Origin of the sequence: Klenkia terrae (assembly GCF_037083865.1) — a bacterium.
GTDB classification, from domain to species: Bacteria; Actinomycetota; Actinomycetes; order Mycobacteriales; family Geodermatophilaceae; genus Klenkia; species Klenkia terrae.
This window is the reverse complement of record NZ_JBAPLV010000010.1, coordinates 99,642-123,424: the sequence shown is the minus strand read 5'-3', so window position 1 is coordinate 123,424 and position 23,783 is coordinate 99,642. Positions and strand designations below refer to the sequence as shown.

The 23,783-nt window shown below is 71.0% G+C and carries 18 protein-coding genes and 2 tRNA genes; 13 read left to right on the top strand and 7 right to left on the bottom strand.

What is annotated here, in order from left to right:
- Positions 1-266 precede the first annotated feature (266 nt).
- Together UXQ13_RS11125 and UXQ13_RS11120 are read right to left on the bottom strand one after the other, a co-directional pair.
- Positions 267-1,226 (bottom strand): ImmA/IrrE family metallo-endopeptidase, encoded by a 960-nt coding sequence (locus UXQ13_RS11125; protein WP_176523075.1) that lies wholly within the window; start codon positions 1,224-1,226, stop codon positions 267-269.
- Between the two features lie 19 nt (positions 1,227-1,245).
- The gene (locus tag UXQ13_RS11120) at positions 1,246-1,596 is read right to left on the bottom strand and encodes a helix-turn-helix domain-containing protein (protein WP_097197070.1); all 351 of its coding nucleotides are present in this window, start codon (positions 1,594-1,596) and stop codon (positions 1,246-1,248) included.
- Between the two features lie 578 nt (positions 1,597-2,174).
- Here UXQ13_RS11120 and UXQ13_RS11115 point away from each other — a divergent pair.
- The 3 genes from UXQ13_RS11115 to UXQ13_RS11105 all read left to right on the top strand — a co-directional run bounded on the left by UXQ13_RS11115 (position 2,175) and on the right by UXQ13_RS11105 (position 9,480).
- Positions 2,175-4,007, top strand: coding sequence for a ThiF family adenylyltransferase (locus UXQ13_RS11115; RefSeq protein ID WP_097196963.1), 1,833 nt, complete (start codon positions 2,175-2,177; stop codon positions 4,005-4,007).
- Complete coding sequence (locus UXQ13_RS11110; RefSeq protein WP_176523077.1) at positions 3,989-4,510, top strand: Mov34/MPN/PAD-1 family protein; 522 nt, start codon at positions 3,989-3,991, stop codon at positions 4,508-4,510. The genes UXQ13_RS11115 and UXQ13_RS11110 overlap by 19 nt, the downstream gene beginning before the upstream one ends.
- A gap of 194 nt (positions 4,511-4,704) precedes the next feature.
- Positions 4,705-9,480, top strand: coding sequence for a DEAD/DEAH box helicase (locus UXQ13_RS11105; protein WP_225232353.1), 4,776 nt, complete (start codon positions 4,705-4,707; stop codon positions 9,478-9,480).
- A 296-nt stretch (positions 9,481-9,776) separates the two neighbouring features.
- On the opposite strand, the gene UXQ13_RS11100 is transcribed toward UXQ13_RS11105, so the two are convergent.
- A tRNA-Gly gene (locus tag UXQ13_RS11100) sits at positions 9,777-9,850 on the bottom strand.
- A gap of 57 nt (positions 9,851-9,907) precedes the next feature.
- Here UXQ13_RS11100 and UXQ13_RS11095 point away from each other — a divergent pair.
- The 5 genes from UXQ13_RS11095 to clpX all read left to right on the top strand — a co-directional run bounded on the left by UXQ13_RS11095 (position 9,908) and on the right by clpX (position 14,807).
- Positions 9,908-9,981 (top strand) — tRNA-Pro (locus UXQ13_RS11095).
- Positions 9,982-10,079: 98 nt separating this feature from the next.
- On the top strand, positions 10,080-11,651 hold the full coding sequence (gene tig / locus UXQ13_RS11090; protein ID WP_336392296.1) for a trigger factor: 1,572 nt from the start codon (positions 10,080-10,082) through the stop codon (positions 11,649-11,651).
- Between the two features lie 268 nt (positions 11,652-11,919).
- Positions 11,920-12,552: an ATP-dependent Clp protease proteolytic subunit gene (locus UXQ13_RS11085; protein WP_455428449.1), complete on the top strand. Its 633-nt coding sequence runs from the start codon at positions 11,920-11,922 to the stop codon at positions 12,550-12,552.
- Positions 12,553-12,569: 17 nt separating this feature from the next.
- Positions 12,570-13,196 (top strand): ATP-dependent Clp protease proteolytic subunit, encoded by a 627-nt coding sequence (locus tag UXQ13_RS11080; RefSeq protein ID WP_225232351.1) that lies wholly within the window; start codon positions 12,570-12,572, stop codon positions 13,194-13,196.
- A 336-nt stretch (positions 13,197-13,532) separates the two neighbouring features.
- Entirely contained in the window at positions 13,533-14,807 is a 1,275-nt protein-coding gene (clpX, locus tag UXQ13_RS11075; protein ID WP_225232350.1) for an ATP-dependent Clp protease ATP-binding subunit ClpX, read from the top strand.
- A 157-nt stretch (positions 14,808-14,964) separates the two neighbouring features.
- Here clpX and valS read toward each other — a convergent pair whose 3' ends face one another.
- On the bottom strand, positions 14,965-17,535 hold the full coding sequence (valS, locus tag UXQ13_RS11070) for a valine--tRNA ligase (protein ID WP_225232349.1): 2,571 nt from the start codon (positions 17,533-17,535) through the stop codon (positions 14,965-14,967).
- Positions 17,536-17,577: 42 nt separating this feature from the next.
- Here valS and UXQ13_RS11065 point away from each other — a divergent pair, with 42 nt between their 5' ends.
- Together UXQ13_RS11065 and UXQ13_RS11060 are read left to right on the top strand one after the other, a co-directional pair.
- A complete protein-coding gene (locus tag UXQ13_RS11065) occupies positions 17,578-18,960 on the top strand; it encodes a bifunctional folylpolyglutamate synthase/dihydrofolate synthase (RefSeq protein WP_225232348.1) in 1,383 nt (460 codons plus the stop codon).
- Positions 18,957-19,343, top strand: coding sequence for a DUF4233 domain-containing protein (locus tag UXQ13_RS11060; protein ID WP_225232347.1), 387 nt, complete (start codon positions 18,957-18,959; stop codon positions 19,341-19,343). Before UXQ13_RS11065 ends, UXQ13_RS11060 begins: the two co-directional genes overlap by 4 nt.
- Before the next feature lie 2 nt (positions 19,344-19,345).
- On the opposite strand, the gene UXQ13_RS11055 is transcribed toward UXQ13_RS11060, so the two are convergent.
- Complete coding sequence (locus UXQ13_RS11055; RefSeq protein ID WP_336392295.1) at positions 19,346-20,713, bottom strand: helix-turn-helix transcriptional regulator; 1,368 nt, start codon at positions 20,711-20,713, stop codon at positions 19,346-19,348.
- 147 nt (positions 20,714-20,860) lie between these two features.
- Between UXQ13_RS11055 and UXQ13_RS11050 the strand changes: the two genes are divergently transcribed.
- Positions 20,861-21,433 carry a hypothetical protein gene (locus tag UXQ13_RS11050; RefSeq protein WP_225232346.1) on the top strand — a complete coding sequence of 191 codons (573 nt, stop codon included), beginning with the start codon at positions 20,861-20,863 and terminating at the stop codon, positions 21,431-21,433.
- A 2-nt stretch (positions 21,434-21,435) separates the two neighbouring features.
- Here the strand turns inward: UXQ13_RS11050 and UXQ13_RS11045 are convergent, their stop codons facing one another.
- Positions 21,436-21,942, bottom strand: coding sequence for a Clp protease N-terminal domain-containing protein (locus tag UXQ13_RS11045; protein WP_225232345.1), 507 nt, complete (start codon positions 21,940-21,942; stop codon positions 21,436-21,438).
- Between the two features lies 1 nt (position 21,943).
- Entirely contained in the window at positions 21,944-22,168 is a 225-nt protein-coding gene (locus tag UXQ13_RS11040; protein WP_225232344.1) for a helix-turn-helix domain-containing protein, read from the bottom strand.
- 116 nt (positions 22,169-22,284) lie between these two features.
- Between UXQ13_RS11040 and UXQ13_RS11035 the strand changes: the two genes are divergently transcribed.
- Together UXQ13_RS11035 and ndk are read left to right on the top strand one after the other, a co-directional pair.
- The gene (locus tag UXQ13_RS11035; protein WP_336392294.1) at positions 22,285-23,358 is read left to right on the top strand and encodes a DUF3048 domain-containing protein; all 1,074 of its coding nucleotides are present in this window, start codon (positions 22,285-22,287) and stop codon (positions 23,356-23,358) included.
- A gap of 11 nt (positions 23,359-23,369) precedes the next feature.
- Complete coding sequence (ndk, locus tag UXQ13_RS11030; RefSeq protein WP_336392293.1) at positions 23,370-23,777, top strand: nucleoside-diphosphate kinase; 408 nt, start codon at positions 23,370-23,372, stop codon at positions 23,775-23,777.
- The last annotated feature ends 6 nt before the right edge of the window (positions 23,778-23,783 follow it).

Here is a 23,783-nt window from a genome sequence, read left to right as displayed (position 1 = left end):
GACATGTTAGGCAACTGGGCCGTGGGACGGAGCAGCAAGTTGGCTCTGATGCACTGCCACAGGTCACGTTGCTGCGCCCCCGAGCGGACACAGCTCCCATCTCGTGCCGAGGCTGCTTCGTCGCGGGGTGGCCGAGGGATGTTCGTGCCGCAAGTCCCACCCGACGGGACCTGACCTGGGTGGCCGTGCATGACTCTCACCGCGGCGGTGCAAACGCCTGCGTCTCCCGTCTGACGCACCCTGTCTCAGGAGCGGCGCCGCACCGACTAACGGTTGTCGTTGCCTGTGGTGTGGTCATTCGGCGCCGTACCAGCTGACCGGGCCAAGGCGGTGCGATGTGTGCGGTCTGCCAGCCTCCGGGCTGCGGTCCAGTCCGAGGAGAGCAGGCTCGCGAGTCGTTGCGGGTCCGTTCTTGGGCGTGCGGGCGTCGTCCAGAGCAGGGCGAAGCGTGAATAGAAGTTGCTGAACATTTCGACGTTGGCTCTCGCTGGTTGGCCGTTCAGGTCGACGAGCTGAGTTTCCCCGGCAACCTCGTTGTCCAGGTGGAGGAAGGAAAAATCCGACGGGCTCATGTGCGTTGGGAATTTTGGAGCACCGAACCGGCTCGTCCACGAGGGGGAGCATGGTTGTTCGCGACGAATCTGTGGTCCCCCCCTGACCTTCGGGAGATCCAACCGTAAAACTAGGACCGCTCGGTCGTGAGTCTCCGCATAACGTCTGAACGCCGCGTGGATCGATGACCCATAGCGAGCGGCGAGCACCTGAACCGATGCCACGGAGAGGCTGAGACTGCGGGCTTCAGCCGCGAAAGCGGCTCTCTGAAAAAGCAGGTGCGCGGCCCCGTAATTCGCCTCGCGCTCGAACATTAGACGCGTGGAAGGGCTCAGCGTCTCGGCGTTGTCTGCGTATATGAGCGCTTGTTGGTGTGGCAGAGCTCCGTGAACGACTTCGTGGAGTTTGACAAACCGACGACGGTTTTCGTTGGTGACGAGGTCTGTTACGCAAAGCGTCCTCGCCTGTCGGTCGAGCATGCCCTCAAGCTGGGGCAGTGCCTGCACGACTAGCGCCCGCTGCTCGGGCGGCATCTGCGCCAGCACAGCGTGGTCCAGTTCGTGGTTCGGCACCTCGACCAGGCCGGCCGCCTCGATGATGTCGTTCACCGGTGTGGGAAAGCGGCCGTACGCGTCCGCTGCACGAAGCAGGTCGTCGACGTGCGCGTCGATCATCTCGGCCGACGCTAGGAGGTCAGCCATGCCCGCGCTGCTGTCGGTAGATCGTTAGGTAGGCGGCTAGCGCAGCGGCCTCGTCGTCAGTTATGCCCTTGGCGCTGAGTGCGTGAGCGAGGCTGCCGCCGGCACCCTGCGCGCCGGGTACGACGTAGCCAGCGCGCCGCATCAGGTCCAGATAGTCCCCGTCTAGAGCTTCGGCGAGGCGGTACAAGACGTGGGGAGAGGGGTTTTGAACGTCGCCGCGCTCAAGCTTCAAGAGGTACGCCGCGCTGATCCCCGCTTGCTCGCCCGCAGCCTTGAGCGATGAGCCGGACAACTCCCGAAGGCGTTGAAGGATCTTGCCGAGCTCGGCGGGCTGGTCCTGCATAGCCACGATAGTACACGCCCGGACACCATAGTTGACAAGCCTGCGACCGCCATGCACTCTAGTGAACGTCCGCCCACCATGGTGGCGGCGATGAGACAGAGGAGGCCGTCATGGCCAAAAACACTGGTCGCGGACATCGCGTTGGAGCAGTGCGCCAGCGGACGCAGACCTACAACCCCAAGACGCATTCGTGGACGAAGCGTGGACCAGGCGGCCAGTTCATGGATGGCAAGGCCGACGCCAAACCGTTCAAGGGCGTCCGCAAAGAGAACTGATTGCCACCTCGCTTGAAAAGAGCGTCGTGCAACTCGCTCCTTTTCAGGCGGTGTCAACCGTCCGGCGGCGTGCAGAACCGCGACTGGGCGGAATTGTCAGAGGTACGTGCCATGGTCAACGGAGTCGCCGACATCGGCGCCGAACGAGAGGAAAACCATGCCTGGACAGCCGCGCAAGCCCGACCACCCGGAGCACCCGGAGCACCCGGAGCACCCGGAGCACCCGCACACCCCGAAGCCGCCGCCGGGCCCCCCGCCGGGCCCGCCGAACCCGCCGCGTCCGCCGAAGGACCGGCCGGTCGGTTGAGCACTCCGCTCTGGGAGACGGAGTTCCCCGGCCGCCTCGAGCACGAGTTGATATGTCTCGAGGCGGCCGGCATCCGCTACGACATCGACGACGCGGCCGGCCGGCTCGGCGTCCTTCAGCTACGCGTGACCGCGATCGGTGACCGGGTCGTCGACCTGACGGTGACCTTCCCCGACCTGTACCCCTTCGTCCGGCCCTCGGTCCGCCTCACTGCCGACCAGTTGGAGCCGATGGCCCACCACGCGCATCCCTTCAGCGGAGACCTCTGCCTGATCGGTCGCTCGACTGCGTTGTGGCACACGGACGACACGCTGGCCTGGCTGCTGACCAACCAGCTGCCCAAGACGGTGCAGGCCGGCCAGGCAACGGCGACGTCCGCCGACGAAGTCGAGGCCCTCACCGGCGTGGAAGAGGCCCAGGCCGAGCCCTGGACCGACTACTACAGCTGCTTCGACGAGGGATCGATGCTTCTCGTCGACAGCGGCTGGACGCTGCCCACCACGAGCACGCATGGGACGCTCGGCCTGCGGCTCTCCCGGCTGGACTTGGCCGGCGTCGATGCGGTGCAGGACGCCGGCCTCCTGCACGGCGCGGTCTTCACGGTCAGCGACGGCAGGGGCCAGGTCCTCTGCTCGCTCTCCGGGCAGAATCCCGACCGCTTCCCGCGACCGGTCACCGGCCGCTGGGCTCGCCTGGACGCCTCCGTCCGGGGCAACACCCCCGAGGCGTTCGTGACCGAACTGAAGAGAGCTGCGCCGCAACTCCTCGACGGGGCGTGGCAGCCCGCTCCCGTCGAAGGCTGGGAACTGCAGGTGTTCGGCCTGACCTTCCCCGAGGAGCGAGTGCACCGCGGCACCGGCGACGGCTGGGTCTTCCTCGTCCGCCTCCGTCCGGCCGGCGGCCGGCCCCGGCAGCAGGCCAAGCGCGGGCGCGGGCAGCGCGGCCTTCCGTCGGCTGGCGGCAGGATCACCACGCATGTCATCCGCGCCGGGTACGCCGGGCAGCCGGACATGGCGGCCCGGGTCCCCGAACTCACCGGCCTGCACGACCGGCACATCGCCGTCTTCGGTGTCGGAGCGCTCGGCAGCACCGTCACCGAGCATCTCGCCCGGGCCGGTATCGGACAGCTCACCGTGGTCGACCGCGACCACCTGGAACCGGGCAACCTGGTCCGGCACGCCGCCCGCCTCGACATGGCGGGATGGAACAAGGCCTTCGCCGCCAGCCAGATCGCCCTTAGCGTCGCGCCCGACATCACCGTCAACGTCATTCCGTACGCGATCGGCGCACCACGTACCGACCCCCAGCCCGACCACCGCAACGAGATCGACGCGTGGATCGAGCTCATCGACAAGGTCGACCTCGTCTTGGACTGCACCGCGGAGAAGGGCCTGCAGCAGGCGCTGGCGTGGCTGGCGCGCCGCCGCCGCAAGCCGTACCTCGCCGCCTCGGCGACCAACGGCGGGTGGGGTGGTCGTGTGACCCGCCTGTCGCCCGTGTCGGGAACGGCGTGCTGGTACTGCCTCGAGTACGGCCTCCACGGCGAGTCCATCCCCTCGCTAGCGGCGGCCCCAGACGGAAGTGGAGTCCAACCGGTCGGCTGCGCCGACCCCACCTTCGCCGGGTCCGGCTTCGACCTCGCCGAGGTCGCCTTGCACGCCGTCCGCGTCGCCGTGGCAACGCTGCAGCAGGGCCGGCCAGGCGGGTACCCCGACAGCGGCCACGACGTGCACGTCCTCGCGTTGAGGACGTCTGACGGGACGCCGATCCCCCCGACCTGGACCGGCCTCGAGCTACCGGTGCATCCGCTGTGCCGCGGCGACCACTGATCGACTTCCGCGCCACCCGCCGGGGCCGCGTGTGGTGGGCCGCGGCGGCCCTGGAGGAGGCGCTCCGCGAGGCCCAGCGCGCCTACCCCTCAGAGACCGGGGGACTCCTTCTGGGCTGGTCCCCTCAACCGGCCGCGGTGGTCATCAGTGAGGTCATCGGCCCCGGGCCCCGCGCCGGCCATCACGCGAGGACATTCACACCGGATAGCGCCTGGCAGGAGGAGCAACTCGCCCAGGCGTACGAGCTGGCAGGCCGACGACTGCAGTACCTGGGCGACTGGCACACCCATCCGCGTGGCACCGTCAGGCTCAGCGGCACCGACCGGGCCACCCTGCGTCATATCGCCGAGCATCCCGACGCGCGCGCCGACTATCCGGTGATGGCTGTGCTCGCTGGCGGTCCGCTGTGGCAGGTCGCCGTCCGCCAGCAAGTCCGCCGTCGCGGCGGCCCTCGTCTCCTATCCCTTGAGGTGTGGGAGTCACCGACCGATCGAAGCGAGTGAGCGGGCGATGGGCTCGGCAGACCTGGCGCTGGAGAAGAGTGCCAAGGCGTCAGATCGGCGTCGATTGTGTGAGCCCGTCCGACGGGAGCCACCCTCGCCGGACGTCCCGTTAGTCGATCTCTCGCCCTGCGATGGGCCGACTTGTCTGGGCGGCGCAACCCTGCCCTGAGGTCCAGTCGGGCAAGATGCGAAGCGTGACGGGGACCATCCACACTGTCCTAGACCGACTTCGCAGCGAAGCGCTGGACGAGCGGGACAAGGGCAGCAAGTTCGAGCGACTGATCAGGGCCTACCTGACCTCCGACCCGGAGTGGAAGTCGCGGTTCTCCGACGTCTGGCTGTGGTCGGACTGGCCCGAGCGCGCTGGCCGGCCTGACACCGGCATCGACCTGGTTGCGGCGAACGCCGACGACGGCGGGCTCACCGCCATCCAATGCAAGTTCTACGCACCGGGTCGCACGGTCGCCAAGGCCGACATCGACTCGTTCGTCTCCGCCTCCGCCTCCGCCCAGTTCACCAGGCGGATCGTGTTCGACACGGCAGCGGGCTGGTCGACCAACGCCGAGGAGACGCTGGCCGGGGGAGTGGCCCAGCGCGTCGACATCGGCTACCTCGCCGACGCCGCCATCGACTGGGACCAGTTCTCCTGGACGACTCCGGAGATCGTCGTCCCGACGGGCAAGAAGGCGCTGCGCCCGCACCAACAAAAGGCGCTGGACGACGTCCGCGCCGGGCTCGCCGAGCACGACCGGGGCCAGCTGGTGATGGCCTGCGGCACCGGGAAGACCTTCACCAGCCTGCGAATCGCGGAGGAGCTGGTCGGCGCCGGCGGCACGGTGCTGTTCCTGGTACCGAGCATCCAGCTGCTGAGCCAGAGCCTGCGGGAGTGGATGGCCAACGCCGAGGTGGACATCGCGCCGTACGCGGTCTGCTCGGACGTCCGGGTCGGACGGCGCACGCCGTCCGACGACGCCGACCAACTCCCGATCGACCTGACCGAGCCGGCCTCGACCGACCCGCAGACGCTGCTGAGCCGGTTCGAGGCAAACACGAACGCCGACGGCCAAATGCGGGTGGTGTTCTCCACCTACCAGTCGATCGACGTGGTCACCCGCGCCCAGGAGCTCGGCCTGCCCTGGTTCGATCTGGTCATCTGCGACGAGGCGCACCGGACGACCGGCGTCACCCTCGCCGAGGGAGACGAGTCCGCGTTCGTGCGGGTGCACGACGCCGACGCCCTGAAGGCGGCCAAGCGGCTGTACATGACCGCGACGCCCAAAGTGTTCGGCGAGGAGGTCCGTCGCAAGGCCCAGAGCGCCGATGCGGTGCTGGCCGACATGGGCGACCAGGACACGTTCGGTCCGAAGCTGCACCGGCTCGGCTTCGGGCAGGCGGTCGAGGCCGACCTGCTGACCGACTACAAGGTGCTGGTGCTGGCCGTCGACGAGAAGTACGTGGCGGAGAACTTCCAGCAGGCCATGGCGAACTCCGGCGAGATCCAGCTCGACCAAGCCGCGAAGCTGATCGGCTGCTGGAACGGCCTGGCGAAAAACTTCGGCCCGTCGGCGACCGATGGCCAGCCGTCGGTCGTCGGCAGGGCGCCGATGCGGACGGCGGTGGCCTTCGCGCAGCACATCAAGGCGTCCAAGACGGCGGCCGCGGCGTTCCCGGATCTGGCCGACCGAGCGCAGATCGACGCCCCGGAGGACCGCCCCCGGCTGCGGGTTCAGGCGGCGCACGTGGACGGCACGATGGGCGTGCACGAACGCAACACCCATCTCGCCTGGCTCAAGGAGCCCGCCCCCGACGGCGTGTGCCGCGTGCTCACCAATGCCCGCTGCCTGTCCGAGGGGGTGGACGTGCCCTCGCTGGACGCCGTCCTGTTCCTCACCCCCCGCGGCTCGCAGGTCGACGTGGTGCAGTCCGTCGGCCGGGTGATGCGCAAGGCGCCGGGCAAGGAGCTGGGCTACATCGTGCTGCCGGTGGTGGTGCCCAGCGGCGTCGCGCCGGAGGAGGCGCTGCGGGACAACGAGCGGTACAAGGTGGTCTGGCAGGTGCTGCAGGCGCTGCGCAGCCACGATGACCGCTTCCACGCGATGGTCAACCAGATCGAGTTGAACAAGCGCAAGCCGGACACCATCGAGATCGTCTCCATCACCGGTCCGACGGACGGCGACGGCGTGGCCGTGCCCGACCCGGATCAGCCGGGGCAGAAGTCCACCGAGCAGTTGCTCATGGAGTTCCCGGCCGACGAATTCCGGGACGCGATGTACGCGCGGATCGTGGCCAAGGTCGGCGAGCGCCGATATTGGGAATCCTGGGCGAAGGACGTCGCCGACATCGCCGCCGCGCACGTCACCCGCATCAAGGGCCTGCTCGCGACGCCGGGGCCGGCGGCCACCGAGTTCGAGCACTTCGTCGCCGGGCTGCGCGGCAACCTGAATGACTCGATCACCGACGACGCCGCGATCGACATGCTGGCCCAGCACCTCATCACCCGGCCGGTGTTCGAGGCGCTGTTCGCGCACTCCAGTTTCCTGGCCGGCAATCCGGTGGCCCGGACGATGGAGAACATGCTGGTGGTGCTCGATGCGCACGCGGTGGGTGCGGAGAACGAGACCCTGGAGGGCTTCTACGACACCGTGCGCAAGCGGGTCGCCGGGGTGGACAACGCCGCGGGCAAGCAGCGGGTGCTCGTGGAGCTGTACGACAAGTTCTTCGCCACCGCGTTCCCGAAGACGGTGTCGAAGCTCGGCATCGTCTACACGCCGGTGGAGATCGTCGACTTCATCCTGCGCTCGGCCGACGAGGTGCTGCGCGCGGAGTTCGGGCAGGGGCTGACCGACGAGGGCGTGCACGTGCTCGACCCGTTCACTGGCACCGGCACCTTCCTGGTGCGGCTGCTGCAGAGCGGGCTGATCGAGCCGCATGACCTGGCCCGCAAGTACGCGAACGAACTGCACGCCAACGAGATCCTGCTGCTGGCCTACTACATCGCCGCGGCGAACATCGAGACGACGTTCGAGGAGCTGGAGGGGACGCCGCAGCCGTTCCCCGGGCTGGTGCTCACCGACAGCTTCCAGTCGTGGGAGGACGGCGACCAGCAGGACATCAGCGTCATGCCGGAGAACAACGAGCGGTTGGAGCGGCAGAAGAAGTTGCCTATCCAGGTGATCGTTGGCAACCCGCCGTACTCGGCAGGCCAGGACTCGGCGAACGACGACAACGCAAACGAGAAGTACCCCACGCTGGACGCCGCCATCCGGGACACCTACGCCGCCCGCTCGACAGCGACGAACAAGAACTCGCTGTACGACTCCTACATCCGGGCGATCAAGTGGGCCACGCTGCGCATCCAGGATCGCGGCATCGTCGCCTTCGTGACGAACGGTGGATTTCTGGACTCGAACACCGCCGACGGCATGCGCAAGACGCTGGCCGAGGAGTTCTCGGCCATCCACGTGTTCAACCTCCGCGGCAACCAGCGCACGGCAGGCGAGCAGTCTCGCCGTGAGGGCGGCAAGGTCTTTGGCGCCGGCAGTCGAGCCACTGTCGCCATCACCGTGCTGGTCAAGAAACGTGGCCAGGCCGGATCGGCCACTGTGCATTACACCGACGTCGGCGACTATCTCACTCGCGAGCAGAAGTTGGCCCATGTCGCCGAGGCGGAAACTCTTGGTGGCTTGGCACCCGTGGTTATCGCGCCGAACGATCATGGCGATTGGCTCGGCCAACGCGCCGACGATTTTGTCAGCTTCCTGCCCATCGAGTCTGTCTTTGCAGTCCAGTCAGGCGGTTTGAAGACCAATCGCGATACATGGTGCTATTCCTTCGGCCGGGAATCAGTGGCTGAGAACATGACCAGGCTGGTCGCCACGTACGAGACGGACCGTGCCCGAGGCGCCACCGCAGCGACCGCAACGACGGACGGCAGTTTGATCAGCTGGAACCGGGGTCTCCTGGCGGATCTGGATCGGGGGCGTCCTCGTGAATTCAAGGGTGAGCGCGTCCAGTTAGCCGTCTATCGACCATTCACGAAGGCGAACGTCTACTTCGACCGCGCGCTGAATGACATGGTCTACAGGCTTCCCACGCTGTTTCCCGGCTCAACGCACGTGAATCGAGGGCTTGTCGTTGTTGCCCCGCGCATTGAAGCAGCGCCAGGGGTGGTCATGGTCGACCAATTGCCGGACCTGAGCTTCTACAGCTACACGGGGCAGTTCTTTGCGCGGTGGCACTACGAGAAGGTCGACGACGCGGGGATGTTCGACGTCCACGAGGGCGACGTCGTCGATGGCTACCGGCAGATCGACAACATCACCGATGAGGCGCTGGCCGCATTCACCGCCGCGTACCAGGGCGAGGCGATCAGCAAGAACGACATCTTCGACTACGTCTACGGGCTGCTGCACTCGTCGGAGTACCGGGAGACCTACGCGGCGGACCTGAAGAAGATGCTGCCTCGGATCCCGTTCGCGGCCGACTTCCGGGCGTTCGCCGATGCTGGCAGGCAGCTGGCCGAGGTGCACCTGGGCTACGAGACCGTGAAGCCGTACCCGCTGGAAGGGCTTGACGTGAGTGGCCCGGGCGGCGAGGCCAACTACGGGTTCTTCGCCGTCGGCAACAAGAAGATGAGCTTCGGCAAGCCCACTGCGGAGCAGAAGACCGAAGGTCTGCGGAGCGACAAGTCGGTCATCCACTACAACGACCGGATCACCCTGCGGGGCATCCCGGAAGAGGCGTACCGGTACACGCTGGGCAGCCGCTCGGCGATCGAGTGGATCATCGACCGCTACTGGGTGAAGACGGACAAGGCGTCGGGCATCGTCAACGACCCCAACGACTGGTCCCGCGAAGTCGGCGATCCGCGCTACATCGTCGACCTGCTGGCGCGCATCGTCACAGTGTCCTTGGAGACGATCAAGGTGGTCGACTCCCTGCCCCCGCTTGATACCCGCCACGACGGGTGAACGACACGGGACGGCCAGGCCGCGATCACGGTGCGCCGGCCGCCCCGATCGGGGCACAGGCCAGCCACGAGATGACACCTGGCCGTCCGTACCCGGCGTCGCTCGTGGGCTGGCGGCCCGTGCCCTGCAGCTGCACGACGCAGAGGTCATCCACGGCCGGGGCGCGCCTTATCCGCGCCTTAAGCACCGGTCAAACCCGGTGGTCAGTGGTCAACAGGGGCGGCACCGGTAAGGCACGGAAGGAGCAGCGCTGCCCGGCTGAGCTGCACAAACGGGCATCGGAGCTGGTCAGGACGTGGAGCGGGTGACCGGGATCGAACCGGCATGGCCAGCTTGGAAGGCTGGGGCTCTACCATTGAGCTACACCCGCGAGATGTCGCCCGCCCAGGGTAGCGGTAGCGCTCAGGCCTAGACTCGGCCCTCGCCACGGGGTGTGGCGCAGCTTGGTAGCGCACCTGCTTTGGGAGCAGGGGGCCGCAGGTTCAAATCCTGTCACCCCGACACGACGTCCGCGCAGTCTCTGGGAGACTGACGGGCATCCCGGCCTGACCAGTGGTCTCGCCGTACCCATCGCTGTCTGCACCGAGGAGCGCTGCACTGTGAAGAGCACCATCGAGAACCTGGGCCCGACCCGGGTCCGGCTCGCCATCGAGGTGCCGTGGGGCGACCTGGACCACGCCTTCGGCGAGGTCTACAAGGAGCTCGGCCGGCAGGTCCGCGTCCCCGGTTTCCGACCCGGCAAGGTCCCCAACCGCATCCTCGACCAGCGCATCGGCCGGGCCGCCGTCCTGGAGCAGGTCGTCCAGCACGCCGTCCCCGAGGTCTACTCCGAGGCGATCCGCGAGAACCAGGTCCGGGTGCTGACCCAGCCCGACGTCGAGGTCACCCGCCTGGACGACGGCGACACCCTCGCCTTCACCGCCACGGTGGACGTCGCTCCGACCCTCGAGCTCCCCGAGCTCGACTCGCTGGCGGTGACCGTCGACGACGTCGAGGTCACCGACGAGGAGGTCGAGACCCAGGTCTCCACCATGCGCGAGCGCTTCGCGATGCTCACCGGCGTCGAGCGGGCCGCGCAGGACGGCGACTACGTCTCCATCGACCTGGAGGCCAAGCTCGACGGCGAGGTCCTCGAGGACGGCACCACCAGCGGCATGTCCTACGAGGTCGGCACCGGCACCCTGATGGACGGCCTGGACGAGGCCGTGCGCGGCCTGTCGGTCGACGAGTCGGCCACCTTCACCTCTGCGCTGCTGTCCGGCGACGCCGCCGGCTCCGACGCCGAGGTCACCGTCACCGTCCGCTCGGTCAAGGCCAAGGAGCTCCCCGAGCTCGACGACGACTTCGCCTCCACCGCCAGCGAGTTCGACACCCTCGCCGAGCTCCAGGACGACGTCCGTACCCGCCTGGGTCGCGTCAAGGTGATGCAGCAGGGCAGCCAGGCCCGCGACAAGCTGGTCGAGCACCTGCTCGAGGTCATCGAGGTCCCCGTGCCCGAGACGCTGGTCGAGCGCGAGCTCGAGTGGCGCACCCGGGCCATGGAGGGCGAGCTGCAGCAGGCCGGCATGGACTGGGACGCCTACTTCACCGCCGCCGGCATCGAGGGTCGCGAGGCCTACGACGCCGACATGAAGGCCAACGTGGAGAACGCCGTCCGCACGCAGTTCGTGCTCGACGCGATCGCCGACGCCCGCGAGGTCACCGTCGACAACGACGACCTGTCCGCGCAGATCATGGCCCAGGCCCAGCGCAACCGGGTGAGCCCGGAGCAGTACGCGCAGCAGCTGCAGCAGGGCAACAACATCTCCGACTTCGTCGCCGACGTCCGCCGCACCAAGGCCCTGGCCCAGCTGCTGGAGTCCACGACCATCACCGACGCCTCCGGCAACGAGGTCGACCTCGAGGGCCTGCGGCCCAAGACGGTGAAGGCCGACGACGCCGAGGCCGAGGACGGCGACGCGGCACCGAAGAAGAAGGCCGCCGCCAAGATGGCCCCGGCGAAGAAGGCGGCGGCGAAGACGGCCGACGCCGACGCGCCGGCCGACGACGCGGAGCCCGCCCCGAAGAAGAAGGCCGCCGCCAAGAAGGCCCCGGCCAAGAAGGCCGCTGCCGCGAAGGCCGCCGACGCCGCCGAGGGCAGCGCCGACGACGAGGCAGCCGTCGAGTCCTGATCGACCCCGCACCGCCGACGCCCGCCCACCGCACCCGCGGTGCGGCGGGCGTCGTCGTCCCGGGGGGTCCGCGGTGGCGCGCTGTGCGCCCTCGGCGAACACCGGCCGTCGCGGGAGTGAGGTGTCGGACGTGCGCGTTAGGGTCGACGTGACACCGAGAAGGGCCCGCCCCGACCAGGGCACGGCCCGCCCCCGGCGGCCCACCTGAACCACCGCACCACAGCCCAGAGACCGCCTGCTCGACAGTCCTACGGAGGTCACCGCACTCGTGAGCACCCCATACCCGACCGCGCCGGTGATGCGCGGCGCCGGGAACATGATGAACCTCGGCGACTCGGTCTACGAGCGCCTCCTGCGCGAGCGCATCATCTTCCTCGGCAGCCAGGTCGACGACCAGATCGCCAACCAGCTCGCCGCCCAGATGCTGCTGCTGTCCGCCGAGGACCCCAAGCGCGACATCCACCTCTACATCAACTCGCCCGGCGGCTCGGTCACCGCGGGCATGGCGATCTACGACACGATGCAGTTCATCGACTGCGACGTCGCCACCTACGGGATGGGCCTGGCCGCCTCGATGGGCCAGTTTCTGCTGACCGCCGGCACCGCGGGCAAGCGCTACGCCCTGCCGCACGCGCGGATCATGATGCACCAGCCCTCCGCCGGCGTCGGCGGCACGGCCTCGGACATCGCGATCCAGGCCGACCTGTTCCGCCGGACCAAGAAGGAGCTCAACGAGCTCCAGGCCCAGCACACCGGCCAGACCGTGGAGCAGATCGCGATCGACTCCGACCGCGACCGCTGGTTCACCGCGGCCGAGGCGCTGGAGTACGGCTTCGTCGACCACGTGGTCACCAAGGCCTCCGCGACCACCGAGACCGACAACCCGGTCACCGAGAACTGACGGTCGGAGGACCTGACATGAGCTTCCAGATGCCGGACAGCCGGTACATCTTGCCCTCCTTCACCGAGCGCACCAGCTACGGGATGAAGGAGTCCAACCCCTACAACAAGCTCTTCGAGGAGCGCATCATCTTCCTCGGGGTGCAGGTCGACGACGCCAGCGCCAACGACGTCATGGCCCAGCTGCTCACGCTGGAGTCCACCGACCCCGACCGCGACATCACGATGTACATCAACTCGCCCGGTGGCTCGTTCACCGCGCTGATGGCCATCTACGACACGATGATGTTCGTCCGGCCCGACATCCAGACCGTCTGCATGGGCCAGGCGGCGTCGGCCGCCGCCGTCCTGCTGGCGGCCGGCACGAAGGGCAAGCGGCTCTCGCTGCCCTACTCCCGGGTGCTCATCCACCAGCCCTCGGGCGAGGCGGGCGGCCAGGTCACCGACCTGGAGATCCACGCGGCCGAGATCGAGCGCGTGCGCACCCAGATGGAGCAGATCCTGGCCCGGCACACCGGCCGGTCCCAGGAGCAGGTCCGCAAGGACATCGACCGCGACAAGATCCTCACGGCCCAGGAGGCCAAGGAGTACGGGATCGTCGACGAGGTCGTGCAGAGCCGCAAGCTCAACGCGCTCATGGCCTGACAGCTCCACCGCACGACCCCGTCCCGGCAGCGCCGGAGCGGGCGCAGGACCCCCGGCGCGTGGGCTCCGGGACCCCGTCTGGGGCCCCGGAGCCGCACGGTCGCAGGGAGCCCGAGGGGTCACCCGGGGCTCGTGTGAGTCGGGGGAGGACGACAGCCGCCACCCGGGTGCGTCACTGCCCGGGAACGTCGGTGGTGGCCGGTACGGTCGGCGAACGCCTGATCCCCGGTACCCGCCGGCTCGTGCACGAGGCCCGCCGCCGGCGGGGTGATCAGGACAGATGATCGAGGGACCTGCTCTTCCCAGCAGGCCCGCTGTGACACGGAGGTCAGCCAGGTGGCACGTATCGGTGAGAGCGGCGACCTGCTCAAGTGCTCGTTCTGCGGGAAGAGCCAGAAGCAGGTCAAGAAGCTCATCGCTGGCCCCGGGGTCTACATCTGCGACGAGTGCATCGAGCTCTGCAACGAGATCATCGAGGAAGAGCTCAGCGAGTCCTCGGACCTCAAGTTCGACGAGCTGCCGAAGCCGAAGGAGATCCACGACTTCCTCGAGCAGTACGTGATCGGCCAGGACAAGGCCAAGCGCACGCTCGCCGTCGCGGTCTACAACCACTACAAGCGGATCCAGGCCGGCGGCGAGCGCGGCTCGCGCGACGACAACGTCGAGCTGGCCAAGTCCAACATCCTGCTGATGGGCCCCACCGGGTGCGGCAAGACCCACCTCGCGCAGACCCTCGCCCGGATGCTGAACGTGCCGTTCGCGATCGCCGACGCCACCGCGCTCACCGAGGCCGGCTACGTCGGCGAGGACGTCGAGAACATCCTGCTGAAGCTGATCCAGGCCGCCGACTACGACGTCAAGCGCGCCGAGACCGGGATCATCTACATCGACGAGGTCGACAAGATCGCCCGCAAGAGCGAAAACCCGTCGATCACCCGGGACGTGTCCGGCGAGGGCGTGCAGCAGGCGCTGCTGAAGATCATCGAGGGCACCACCGCCTCGGTGCCGCCGCAGGGCGGGCGCAAGCACCCGCACCAGGAGTTCATCCAGATCGACACCACCAACGTGCTCTTCATCGTCGGTGGCGCGTTCGCCGGGCTCGAAGAGGTCATCGAGGCCCGCATCGGCAAGCAGGGCATGGGCTTCGGGGCCCCGGTCCGCGGCAAGGCCGAGATCGAGGAGGCCAACGCGATCGCCCAGGTGCTGCCCGAGGACCTGCTCAAGTTCGGGATGATCCCGGAGTTCATCGGTCGTCTGCCGGTCATCACCACGGTGCAGAAGCTCGACCGCACCGCGCTGATCAACATCCTCACCGAGCCGAAGAACGCCCTGGTGCGCCAGTACCGCCGGCTCTTCGAGCTCGACGGCGTGGAGCTGGAGTTCACCGACGACGCCCTCGAGGCGATCGCCGACCAGGCGCTGCTGCGCGGCACCGGCGCCCGTGGGCTTCGGGCGATCCTGGAGGAGGTGCTCCAGTCGGTCATGTACGACATCCCCAGCCGGGAGGACGTCGCCACCGTGGTGATCACCCAGGACGTCGTGCTCGAGCACGTCGCCCCGACGATCGTCCCGCGCAAGCCCACCCGCGAGCGCCGCGAGAAGTCCGCCTGACCCGCAGCTAACACCCGAGAGGCCCGGAACCCAGGTGGGTTCCGGGCCTCTTGCGCTGCGGTCCTGCGGGGCCGGGTCAGACCCACGCCGTCCAGGCATCCTGTGCCCCTGCGGGCCGGGAGGATCCCTGGACGGCGTGGGTCTGGGGTCCGTGCGCCTACTCGGTCGGGGCGAGGACGACGTCGACGGTGAGCGGGCCCTGGCCGGGCTCGACGGTCAGCGTCGTGATGATCCCGGCGGCGACCAGGTCGCGGCGCACGGCCTCGACCAGGGCGACCTCGGTGGCCGGGGCGTGCACCACCGCGGACTCGACGGGCGCCCGCATCGACACCTTGGCCTCGCTCTTGGCCTTGCGGATCGCGGCCAGCGCCTCGGCCGCGACACCCACCAGGGCCGGGTCGCCGCCGGTCGGCAGCTCCTCGACGGTCGGCCAGGCGGCGCGGTGCACCGACCCGGTCTGCCACCAGGACCAGACCTCCTCGGTGGCGAAGGGCAGCACCGGCGCCAGCAGGCGGTTGAGCACCGACAGCGCGGTCGCCAGGCCGGCCTTGGCCGACGTCGCACCCTCGACCGGGCCGCCGTCCTCGCCGTAGGCGCGGGTCTTCACCAGCTCGACGTGGTCGTCGCAGAACTGCCAGAAGAAGGTCTCGGTGACCTCCAGCGCCCGGGTGTAGTTGTAGGCCTCCATCGCCGCGGTGGCCTCGGTGACCACCCCGCGCAGCCGGGCCAGCAGGGCGGCGTCGACCGGCTCGGAGACCTCGGCGCCCACCAGGTCGGCGGTGGCGCCCAGGCTGCCGAGCACGAACTTGCCCACGTTGAGCAGCTTGATGGCCAGCCGGCGGCCGACCTTCATCTGCACCTCGTCGAAGGGGGAGTCCGCGCCCGGGCGGGCGCCGGCGGCCCGCCAGCGCACGGCGTCGGTGCCGTACTTCTCCAGCACGTCGATCGGCGTCGTGGCGTTGCCCTTGGACTTGCTCATCTTCTTGCGGTCGGGGTCGACCACGAAGCCGGAGATGGCGGCGTGCGTCCACGGCACCTGGCCCTGCTCGTAGTGCGCGCGCACCACGGTGGAGAACAGCCAGGTCCGGATGATGTCGTGCGCCTGCGGGCGCAGGTCCATCGGGAAGACGTGCGCGAACAGCTCCGGGTCGGTGTCCCAGCCCGAGGCCACCTGCGGCGACAGCGACGACGTCGCCCAGGTGTCCATCACGTCGGGGTCGGCCATGAAGCCGCCCGGGACGCCGCGCTGGTCCTCGGTGTACCCGGCGGGCAGGTCGGAGGACGGGTCGACCGGCAGGGACTCCTCGGGGGCCAGCAGGGGCTGCTCGTAGACCGGCTCGCCGGCCTCGTCGAGGGGATACCAGACCGGGAACGGGACGCCGAAGAAGCGCTGCCGGCTGACCAGCCAGTCGCCGTTGAGCCCCTCGACCCAGTTCTCGTAGCGGTGCCGCATGTGCTCGGGGATCCACTGGATCTCCTTGCCGCGGGCCACCAGCGCGGTGCGCAGGTCGGCGTCCCGTCCGCCGTTGCGGATGTACCACTGGCGGGTGGTGACGATCTCCAGCGGGCGCTCGCCCTTCTCGAAGAACTTCACCTGGTGCGTGATGGGCCGCGGGTCGCCCTCGAGGTCGCCGGACTCCCGCAGCAGCTCCACGATCCGCTGCTGAGCGCTGAACACGGTCTTGCCGGCCAGCTCGGCGTACACCTCGGCGGGGACGCCGTCGGGGGCGTCGGGCAGCAGCCGGCCGTCCCAGCCGATGACCGCCCGGGTCGGCAGCTGCAGCTCCCGCCACCAGATGACGTCGGTCAGGTCGCCGAAGGTGCAGATCATGGCGATGCCCGAGCCCTTGTCCTTCTCGGCCAGGCGGTGGGCGACCACCGGCACCTCCACGCCGAACAGCGGCGTGCGCACGGTCTGCCCGAACAGCGGCTGGTAGCGCTCGTCGTCGGGGTGGGCGACCAGCGCCACGCAGGCCGGCAGCAGCTCGGGGCGGGTCGTCTCGATGTGCACCGGTCCGGCCGGGCCGGCGAAGGCCACCCGGTGGTAGGCGCCGGGCCGCTCGCGGTCCTCCAGCTCGGCCTGGGCGACGGCGGTGCGGAAGGTGACGTCCCAGAGGGTCGGCGCCTCCTGCGCGTAGGCCTCGCCGCGGGCCAGGTTGTGCAGGAAGGCGCGCTGCGCGGTGGCCCGGGAGGTCTCGGAGATCGTGCGGTAGACGTTGGACCAGTCGACCGACAGGCCGACCTGGCGCCAGAGCTTCTCGAACTCCGCCTCGTCGACGGCGGTCAGCCGCTCGCACAGCTCGACGAAGTTGCGCCGGCTGATCGGCAGCTGGTCCTTGCCCGGCTTCTCCGGCGGGGTGAACGAGGCGTCGTAGGGCAGCGAGGGGTCGCAGCGCACGCCGTAGTAGTTCTGCACCCGGCGCTCGGTCGGCAGGCCGTTGTCGTCCCAGCCCATCGGGTAGAACACGTGCTTGCCGGTCATCCGGTGGTAGCGGGCCACGATGTCGGTGTGCGTGTAGCTGAACACGTGCCCGACGTGCAGCGAGCCGCTGGCGGTGGGCGGCGGAGTGTCGATGGCGTAGGTCTGCGAGCGCGGCGCGGCCAGCGCGGCGGCCCGGTCGAAGCCGTAGACGTCGTCCTGCGCCCAGGCGGCTACCCACTTGGCCTCCAGGCCGTCGAGGGTGGGCTTGTCGGGCACGGTGCCCGGGGCGGTGACGTCTGTGGACATGCGCCCATCCTAGGAAGCGCCGCGACTGGCATCCTGGGCGGAGTGAGCACCCCCTCGGACGTCGCCCGGGTCGAGGCCGCCCTGCTGGCCCGTTGGCCCGAGAGCCGGCTCGAGCCCAGCCTGACCCGCATCTCCGCGCTGGTCGACCTGCTGGGCTCCCCGCACCGCGCCTTCCCCGTCGTCCAGGTGACGGGCACCAACGGCAAGACCTCGACCGCGCGGATGATCGACGAGCTGCTGCGCGGCTTCGGGCTGCGGGTCGGCCGGTTCACCAGCCCGCACCTGGAGTCGATGAGCGAGCGGATCGTCGTCGACGGCCGGCCGATCCGCCCCGACCGGTTCGTCGAGGTCTACGACGACATCGCGCCCTACGTGCAGATGGTCGACGGCTCCTCCGACGTCCCGATGTCCTTCTTCGAGGTCATGGTGGCGATGGCCTACGCAGCCTTCGCCGAGACCCCGGTCGACGTCGCCGTCGTCGAGGTCGGCATGGGCGGCACCTGGGACGCGACGAACGTGGCCGACGCCCGGGTCGCGGTGGTCACCCCGGTCTCGATGGACCACGCCGAGTACCTCGGGCCCGACGTCGCGACCATCGCGACCGAGAAGGCCGGGATCATCAAGGCCGCACCGCCGACCGAGGACGGCGTCCCGGGTCCCGACGTGGTCGCCGTCCTCGCCCACCAGCCCGCCGGTGCGCTGGAGGCCCTCGTCCGCCGCGCGGTCGAGGTCGACGCCACCGTGGCCCGGGAGGGCACCGAGTTCGGCCTGCTGGAGCGCACGGTCGCCGTCGGGGGCCAGCAGATCCGCATCCAGGGCCTGGGCGGGGAGTACCCCGAGGTCTACCTGCCGCTGTTCGGCGCGCACCAGGCGCAGAACGCCGCCGTGGCGCTGGCCGCGGTCGAGGCGTTCCTGGGGGCCGGGTCGGCCAGCGGGCCGGTGGACCCGGAGGTGGTCCGCGCCGCGTTCGCCGCCGTCCGCTCGCCGGGCCGGCTGGAGCGGGTGCGCACCTCGCCGTCGGTGCTGGTCGACGCCGCGCACAACCCCGCCGGGATGGCCGCCACCGTCGCGGCGGTGCGGGAGTCCTTCGACTTCACCAGGCTGGTGGGCGTCGTGGGGTGCGTCGCCGGCAAGGACGTCACCGGGATGCTCGCCGAGCTCGAGCCGCTGTGCGCCGAGCTGGTCGTGACCCAGAACAGCTCGGCGCGGGCGATGCCGGCCGACGAGCTGGGCGCGCTGGCCGTGGACGTCTTCGGCGCCGACCGGGTCAGCGTGCACCCGCGGCTGGTCGACGCGCTGGAGTCGGCGATCGAGCTGGCCGAGGCCGGCACCGACCACGCCCTGGGCGGGTCCGGGGTGCTGGTGACCGGCAGCGTGATCACCGCCGGGGAGGCCCGCACCCTGATGGGCGGCAAGCGGAAGTGAGCCAGCCCAGGGCGGCCGACCCGGCGCGGGCGGCCAAGGCGCTGTCCGGGGCGGCCGCGGCGACGCTGCTGCTGGAGGGCATCGCGGTGCTCTTCGTGCCGCGCGGCATCGTGCAGTCCGACGGGCTCGGGTGGGTCCGGCTGACCGTGCTGCTGGTGCTCGCCGTCCTGCTGATCCTGTCCAGCGGCATCCAGCGCCGGCCGCGCGGTCTGCTGATCGGCACCGTGCTGCAGGTCCCGCTGCTGCTGACCGGCTTCTACTCCAACGCCATGTGGTTCGTCGGCGGCGTCTTCCTGCTGGTCTGGCTGTACCTGCTGCAGATCCGCAAGGAGCTGGTGGGCACGCCGTTCGGGCCGGTGCCCGACCCGCCGCCCGTGGACTGAGCTCAGCGCTCCAGGTAGGCCAGCACCGCCAGCACCCGGCGGTTGTCCCGGGCGTCGGGCTGCAGGCCCAGCTTGCCGAACACGGTGCTGACCACGGGCTCGACGGTCTTCACGCTCAGGTGCAGCTCCGCGGCGATGGCCGTGTTGGACAACCCGCGCGCCATCAGCGCCAGGACGTCGCGCTCCCGCGGCGTCAGCTCCGGCACCGGGCGGGTGGCCGGTCGGTGCCGAACCGCAGCGGCCAGGCCGAGGTGCTCGACGACCAGGGTGGCCTGCGCCGCCAGGTCGTCCAGCAGCCGCTGCTGGGCCAGCGACAGCGGGCCGTCGCCCGGCTCGACGGCGAGCACCCCGACCCGGACACCACCGCTGACCAGGTCGCGGGTCTCGCCGACGGCGTGCACCGCGGCCGGGGTGGTGGGAGCGAGGTCGGCGTCCGGGTCGGGCCAGACGCCGACCGCGAGCAGGGTGTCGGCCCCGGACCACAGCACGACCCGGGCGGCGTCCAGCGCGGTCCCCGTGGCCCGGGTCAGCTCACCGGCCAGGTCGCCGCCGGGCCTGCGGGCCCGGGAGAGCCAGCTGAGCGCGGCACGGGCCCCGGCGTGCTGGCCGTGCACGACGGCCAGCCCGGCGGCGACCGGCACCAGCGCGGCGGCCAGCACGCCGGCCCGCGGTGAGCCCCAGCCGACCAGCCCCACCAGGAGCGCGACGCCCGCCGGCAGCACCGCGAGCAGCAGCCAGCCGAGCTGGCGGCGGGTGCCCGGGGACGCCGTGCGCCAGCGGGCGGCGACCGCGACCACCCACAGCACCTGGGAGACGACGTAGCTCGGGTGGGCCATGGCCGACCAGACCGCCTGGACCACCGGTGGCGCCGCGTCCGCGACGGGGTGCGCCGTGACGACGTCCACCGAGGAGTACTCCACCGGCCACAGCGCGGACAGCACGGCGCACACCGCGGCGACGGCCACGACGAGGCCGGCCACCGGTCGCCACCGCGGGGAGGGCAGCCGGCCGTCGGGGAAGCACAGCACCGCCAGGGTGGTCAGGGCCAGCACGACCGCGACCGGCCAGACGCCCAGCCAGCCCCACCAGGCGCTGCCCGGACCGCCCGGGGCGTGCCCGACCTGCCGGCCCAGGAACAGCACCGCCTCGGCGACCCCGGTGGCCAGGAACAGCCGGCCCTGGCGGTGGGCGGGCCGCTGGTGCAGCACGTACCCGCCGACCGCCGTGCAGGCCAGGGCCAGCACCCCGTTGTGCAGGTTGTCCAGCCACAGCCCGCGAGCGAGCCCGACGGTCACCAGGACGACGACGACGGCCAGCGCCGCCGCGGGCACGACACCGCGCGCCGGGGTCCAGCGCGGCCGGGTGCGCACCGGGTGAGCGTGGCACGGGAGGGCCCGCTGCGGTCCAGGGTTTCCCCTGGACCTGCGGCGCAGGGTCGCCCCCGTGGTGCCCCGGTCCGGCGCCGGGCGACGGTCGCCGGGTCCGGCCCCGCCCGGGGCCCGCACCGAGGAGTGCCCGTGACCACCACCGCACCGTCCGCCCACGCCGTCGTCCCGGCCTCGCCGACCGACCGGCTGCTCACCGCGTCCCTGCTCGCCGGACCGCTGCTGTCGCTGGCCGCCGACGCCACCTACGCCGTCCGCGGCTGGTCCGACCCGGCCGGCGGGGTGCTGCACGTGCTCGGCGCGATCGCCTACGGGTGGGTCGCGCTGCGCGTGGCGGGCTGGCTGCCGGCCCGCTCCCGGCTGGCCGCCGCGCTGGTGCTCGCCGGCCTGGTCGGCATGGCCGGGAACGTGGCCTACGGCTTCGAGGCGATCCACGGGTCGCTGGGCGACACCCCGCTGGTGGACCAGCCGGGCGCGGCCGGGCTGATCAAGCCGCTGGGCCTGGTCTTCCCGCTGTGCCTGGCGCTGGTCGCCGCGGCGCTGCTGCGCCTGGACCGGCGCTGGCAGGGCGGGCTGGTCCTGCTGGCCGCGGTCGCCTGGCCGGTGGCCCACATCGCCGACCTCGCCGTCCCCGCGGTCGCGATCAACGTCGTGCTGGTCGTCGCCGCCGGCAGCCTGGTGTGGACGCCGCCGGCGCGGGGCTGAGCTCAGGCCGCCCCGCGGGTGGTCAGCCGGCGGCGGAGGTCCAGCGGCTCGACGTCCTGGTCGCGCAGCACGGCGGCCACCACGGCGTCCCGGACGGCGAGCACGCCCAGCAGCACCGACGCGTCGTCCAGCCGGCGGCTGCCCACCGCCACCTCGGCGCGCAACGCCTCGTGCAGCACGCGCTTGGCCGCTCCGGAGAACCGCAGGCGGCCGGTGCGGGACCGGGTGTCCAGCGCGCCGGACCCGAAGCTCTGCTCGGCGCGCTCGCGGACCAGGTCCAGGTCGACCCCGAGCCCGGCGAGCAGGGTGGCCTCGGCCGCGGCGGCCGACGCGGCGGCGCGGTCGGCGTCCAGCCCGGCGGCGCGCAGGGCGCCGGCACCCGGGCCGGTGCCGGCGGCGGCGGACAGCAGCAGGTGGACGGGCTCGATCCGGTCGGCACCGGCCGCGCGGGCGACGTCCTGGGCCCGGACGACGACCGCGCGGGCCTCGTCGGTGAAGCATTCGAACACCTCAGGTCTCCTTCCGGGAGCGGGCGTGCTTCTTGTGGACGGCCTGCCGGCTGACGCCCAGCGCCTCGGCGACCTCCTGCCAGGACCACCCGCGGTCCCGCGCGGCCCGGACCTGGAGGACCTCGAGGCGGTCGGCGAGCTCGCGCAGCGCACGCACCCCGCGCAGCCCGGTGGCCGGGTCGTCGGCGGCGGCCGCGGTGGCGACGGCGTCGGTGGGGGAGGCCATGTGCGTCAACGTAGGTTGACGGGGTGGAGGTGTCAACCCAGGTTGACGGCGGTGGGGCCTCGGCCAGGCACTGCCGATGGGGGAGGGGGACGACCGGGCCCGTGGGAGCGTGTGGCGTGCGAGGAACGGTGCGGGGACGACGACGGGGCGCGGTGCTGGCGCTGACCGCACTGCTGCTGGCCGGCTGCGGCAGCGGCGGCCCGGAGCCGGTGGCCGCGCCCGCACCCACGTCGACGGCGGCGCCGACGACCGCGGTGCCCACCCCGCCGCCCGCCCCCCAGCCGGTCGCACCGTTGACCGGGCTGCCGGTCGCCGCCGTGGAGGCGCGGCCGGCGCTGGCGGTGAAGATCGAGAACCCGCCGATCGCGCGTCCGCAGGCCGGTCTCACCGAGGCCGACATCGTGTGGGAGCAGGTCGTGGAGGGCGGGACCAGCCGGTTCGTCGCCGTCTACCAGTCCCGGCTGCCGGCCTCCATCGGCCCGGTGCGCTCCACCCGCCCCATGGACCCGGCGATCGCCGCCCCGCTGCACGGGCTCTTCGCCACCTCCGGCGGGCAGGGCCAGTACCTGTCGGCCGTGGTCGACTCCGGGCTGCAGCTGTTCAGCTTCGACGCCGGGGACGACGGCTTCGCCCGCCAGGGACCCCGGCAGGCGCCGCACAACGTCTACCTCGACCCGGCACCGCTGCTGGCCGCCGCCGACGCCGACCACCGGGCAGCACCGGCCGCGCAGTTCGGGTACGCCCCCACCGCGGGCACCCAGACCACCGTGGCGCAGGGCACCGCGGCCAGCGGGCTGGACCTGCGGCTGTCACCGGAGGCCACGCCGTCCTGGACCTGGGACCCGGTGGGCCGCACCTGGGCGCGGTCGGAGTCCGGCACCCCGGCGACGGCGGCCGACGGCGCACGGGTGACGGCGACCAACGTCGTCGTCCTGCGGGTCGAGGTCGTGGCCACCGACGCGGTCGACCCGGCCGGCAACGCCGTGCCCGAGACGCTGCTGGCCGGCCGCGGGGGAGAGGCCCTGGTGGCGACCGCCGGGCGCACCGTGCCGGCCACCTGGACCAAGGGCGCCGACGGCGACCCCGTGGTGCTGACCGCCCCCGACGGCACCCCCGTGCTGCTCGCCCCGGGGACCACCTGGGTGGAGCTGGTGCCCACCGGGGGCGGGACGGTCGCGGTCGTTCCGTAGGCTGCGGCCTCGTGACTGAGCGCACCCTGATCCTGGTCAAGCCCGACGGCGTCGCCCGCGGCATCGTCGGCGAGGTCGTCGGCCGGCTGGAGGCCAAGGGCCTGCGGCTGGTGGCCGCCGAGCTGCGCACCCTGCCCCGCGAGACCGCCGAGCAGCACTACGCCGAGCACAGCGAGAAGCCGTTCTTCGGCTCGCTGGTCGACTTCATCACCGGGGGCCCGCTGCTGGCCCTGGTCGCCGAGGGCCCGCGGGCCATCGAGGCCTTCCGCGCCCTGGCCGGCGCCACCGACCCGGTGAAGGCCGCCCCCGGCACCATCCGCGGCGACTTCGCCCTCGAGGTGCAGAACAACATCGTGCACGGCTCCGACTCGCCCGAGTCCGCCGCCCGCGAGATCGGCCTGTTCTTCCCCGCCCTGTGAGCCGAC

Bases quoted from the DNA above. Each gene is read 5' to 3' on its own strand.
- UXQ13_RS11125 (WP_176523075.1), bottom strand. From the start codon at position 1,226: ATGATCGACGCGCACGTCGACGACCTGCTTCGTGCAGCGGACGCGTAC.
- UXQ13_RS11080 (WP_225232351.1), top strand. From the start codon at position 12,570: ATGAGCTTCCAGATGCCGGACAGCCGGTACATCTTGCCCTCCTTCACC.
- valS (WP_225232349.1), bottom strand. From the start codon at position 17,535: ATGTCCACAGACGTCACCGCCCCGGGCACCGTGCCCGACAAGCCCACC.
- UXQ13_RS11120 (WP_097197070.1), bottom strand. From the start codon at position 1,596: ATGCAGGACCAGCCCGCCGAGCTCGGCAAGATCCTTCAACGCCTTCGG.
- UXQ13_RS11040 (WP_225232344.1), bottom strand. From the start codon at position 22,168: ATGGCCTCCCCCACCGACGCCGTCGCCACCGCGGCCGCCGCCGACGAC.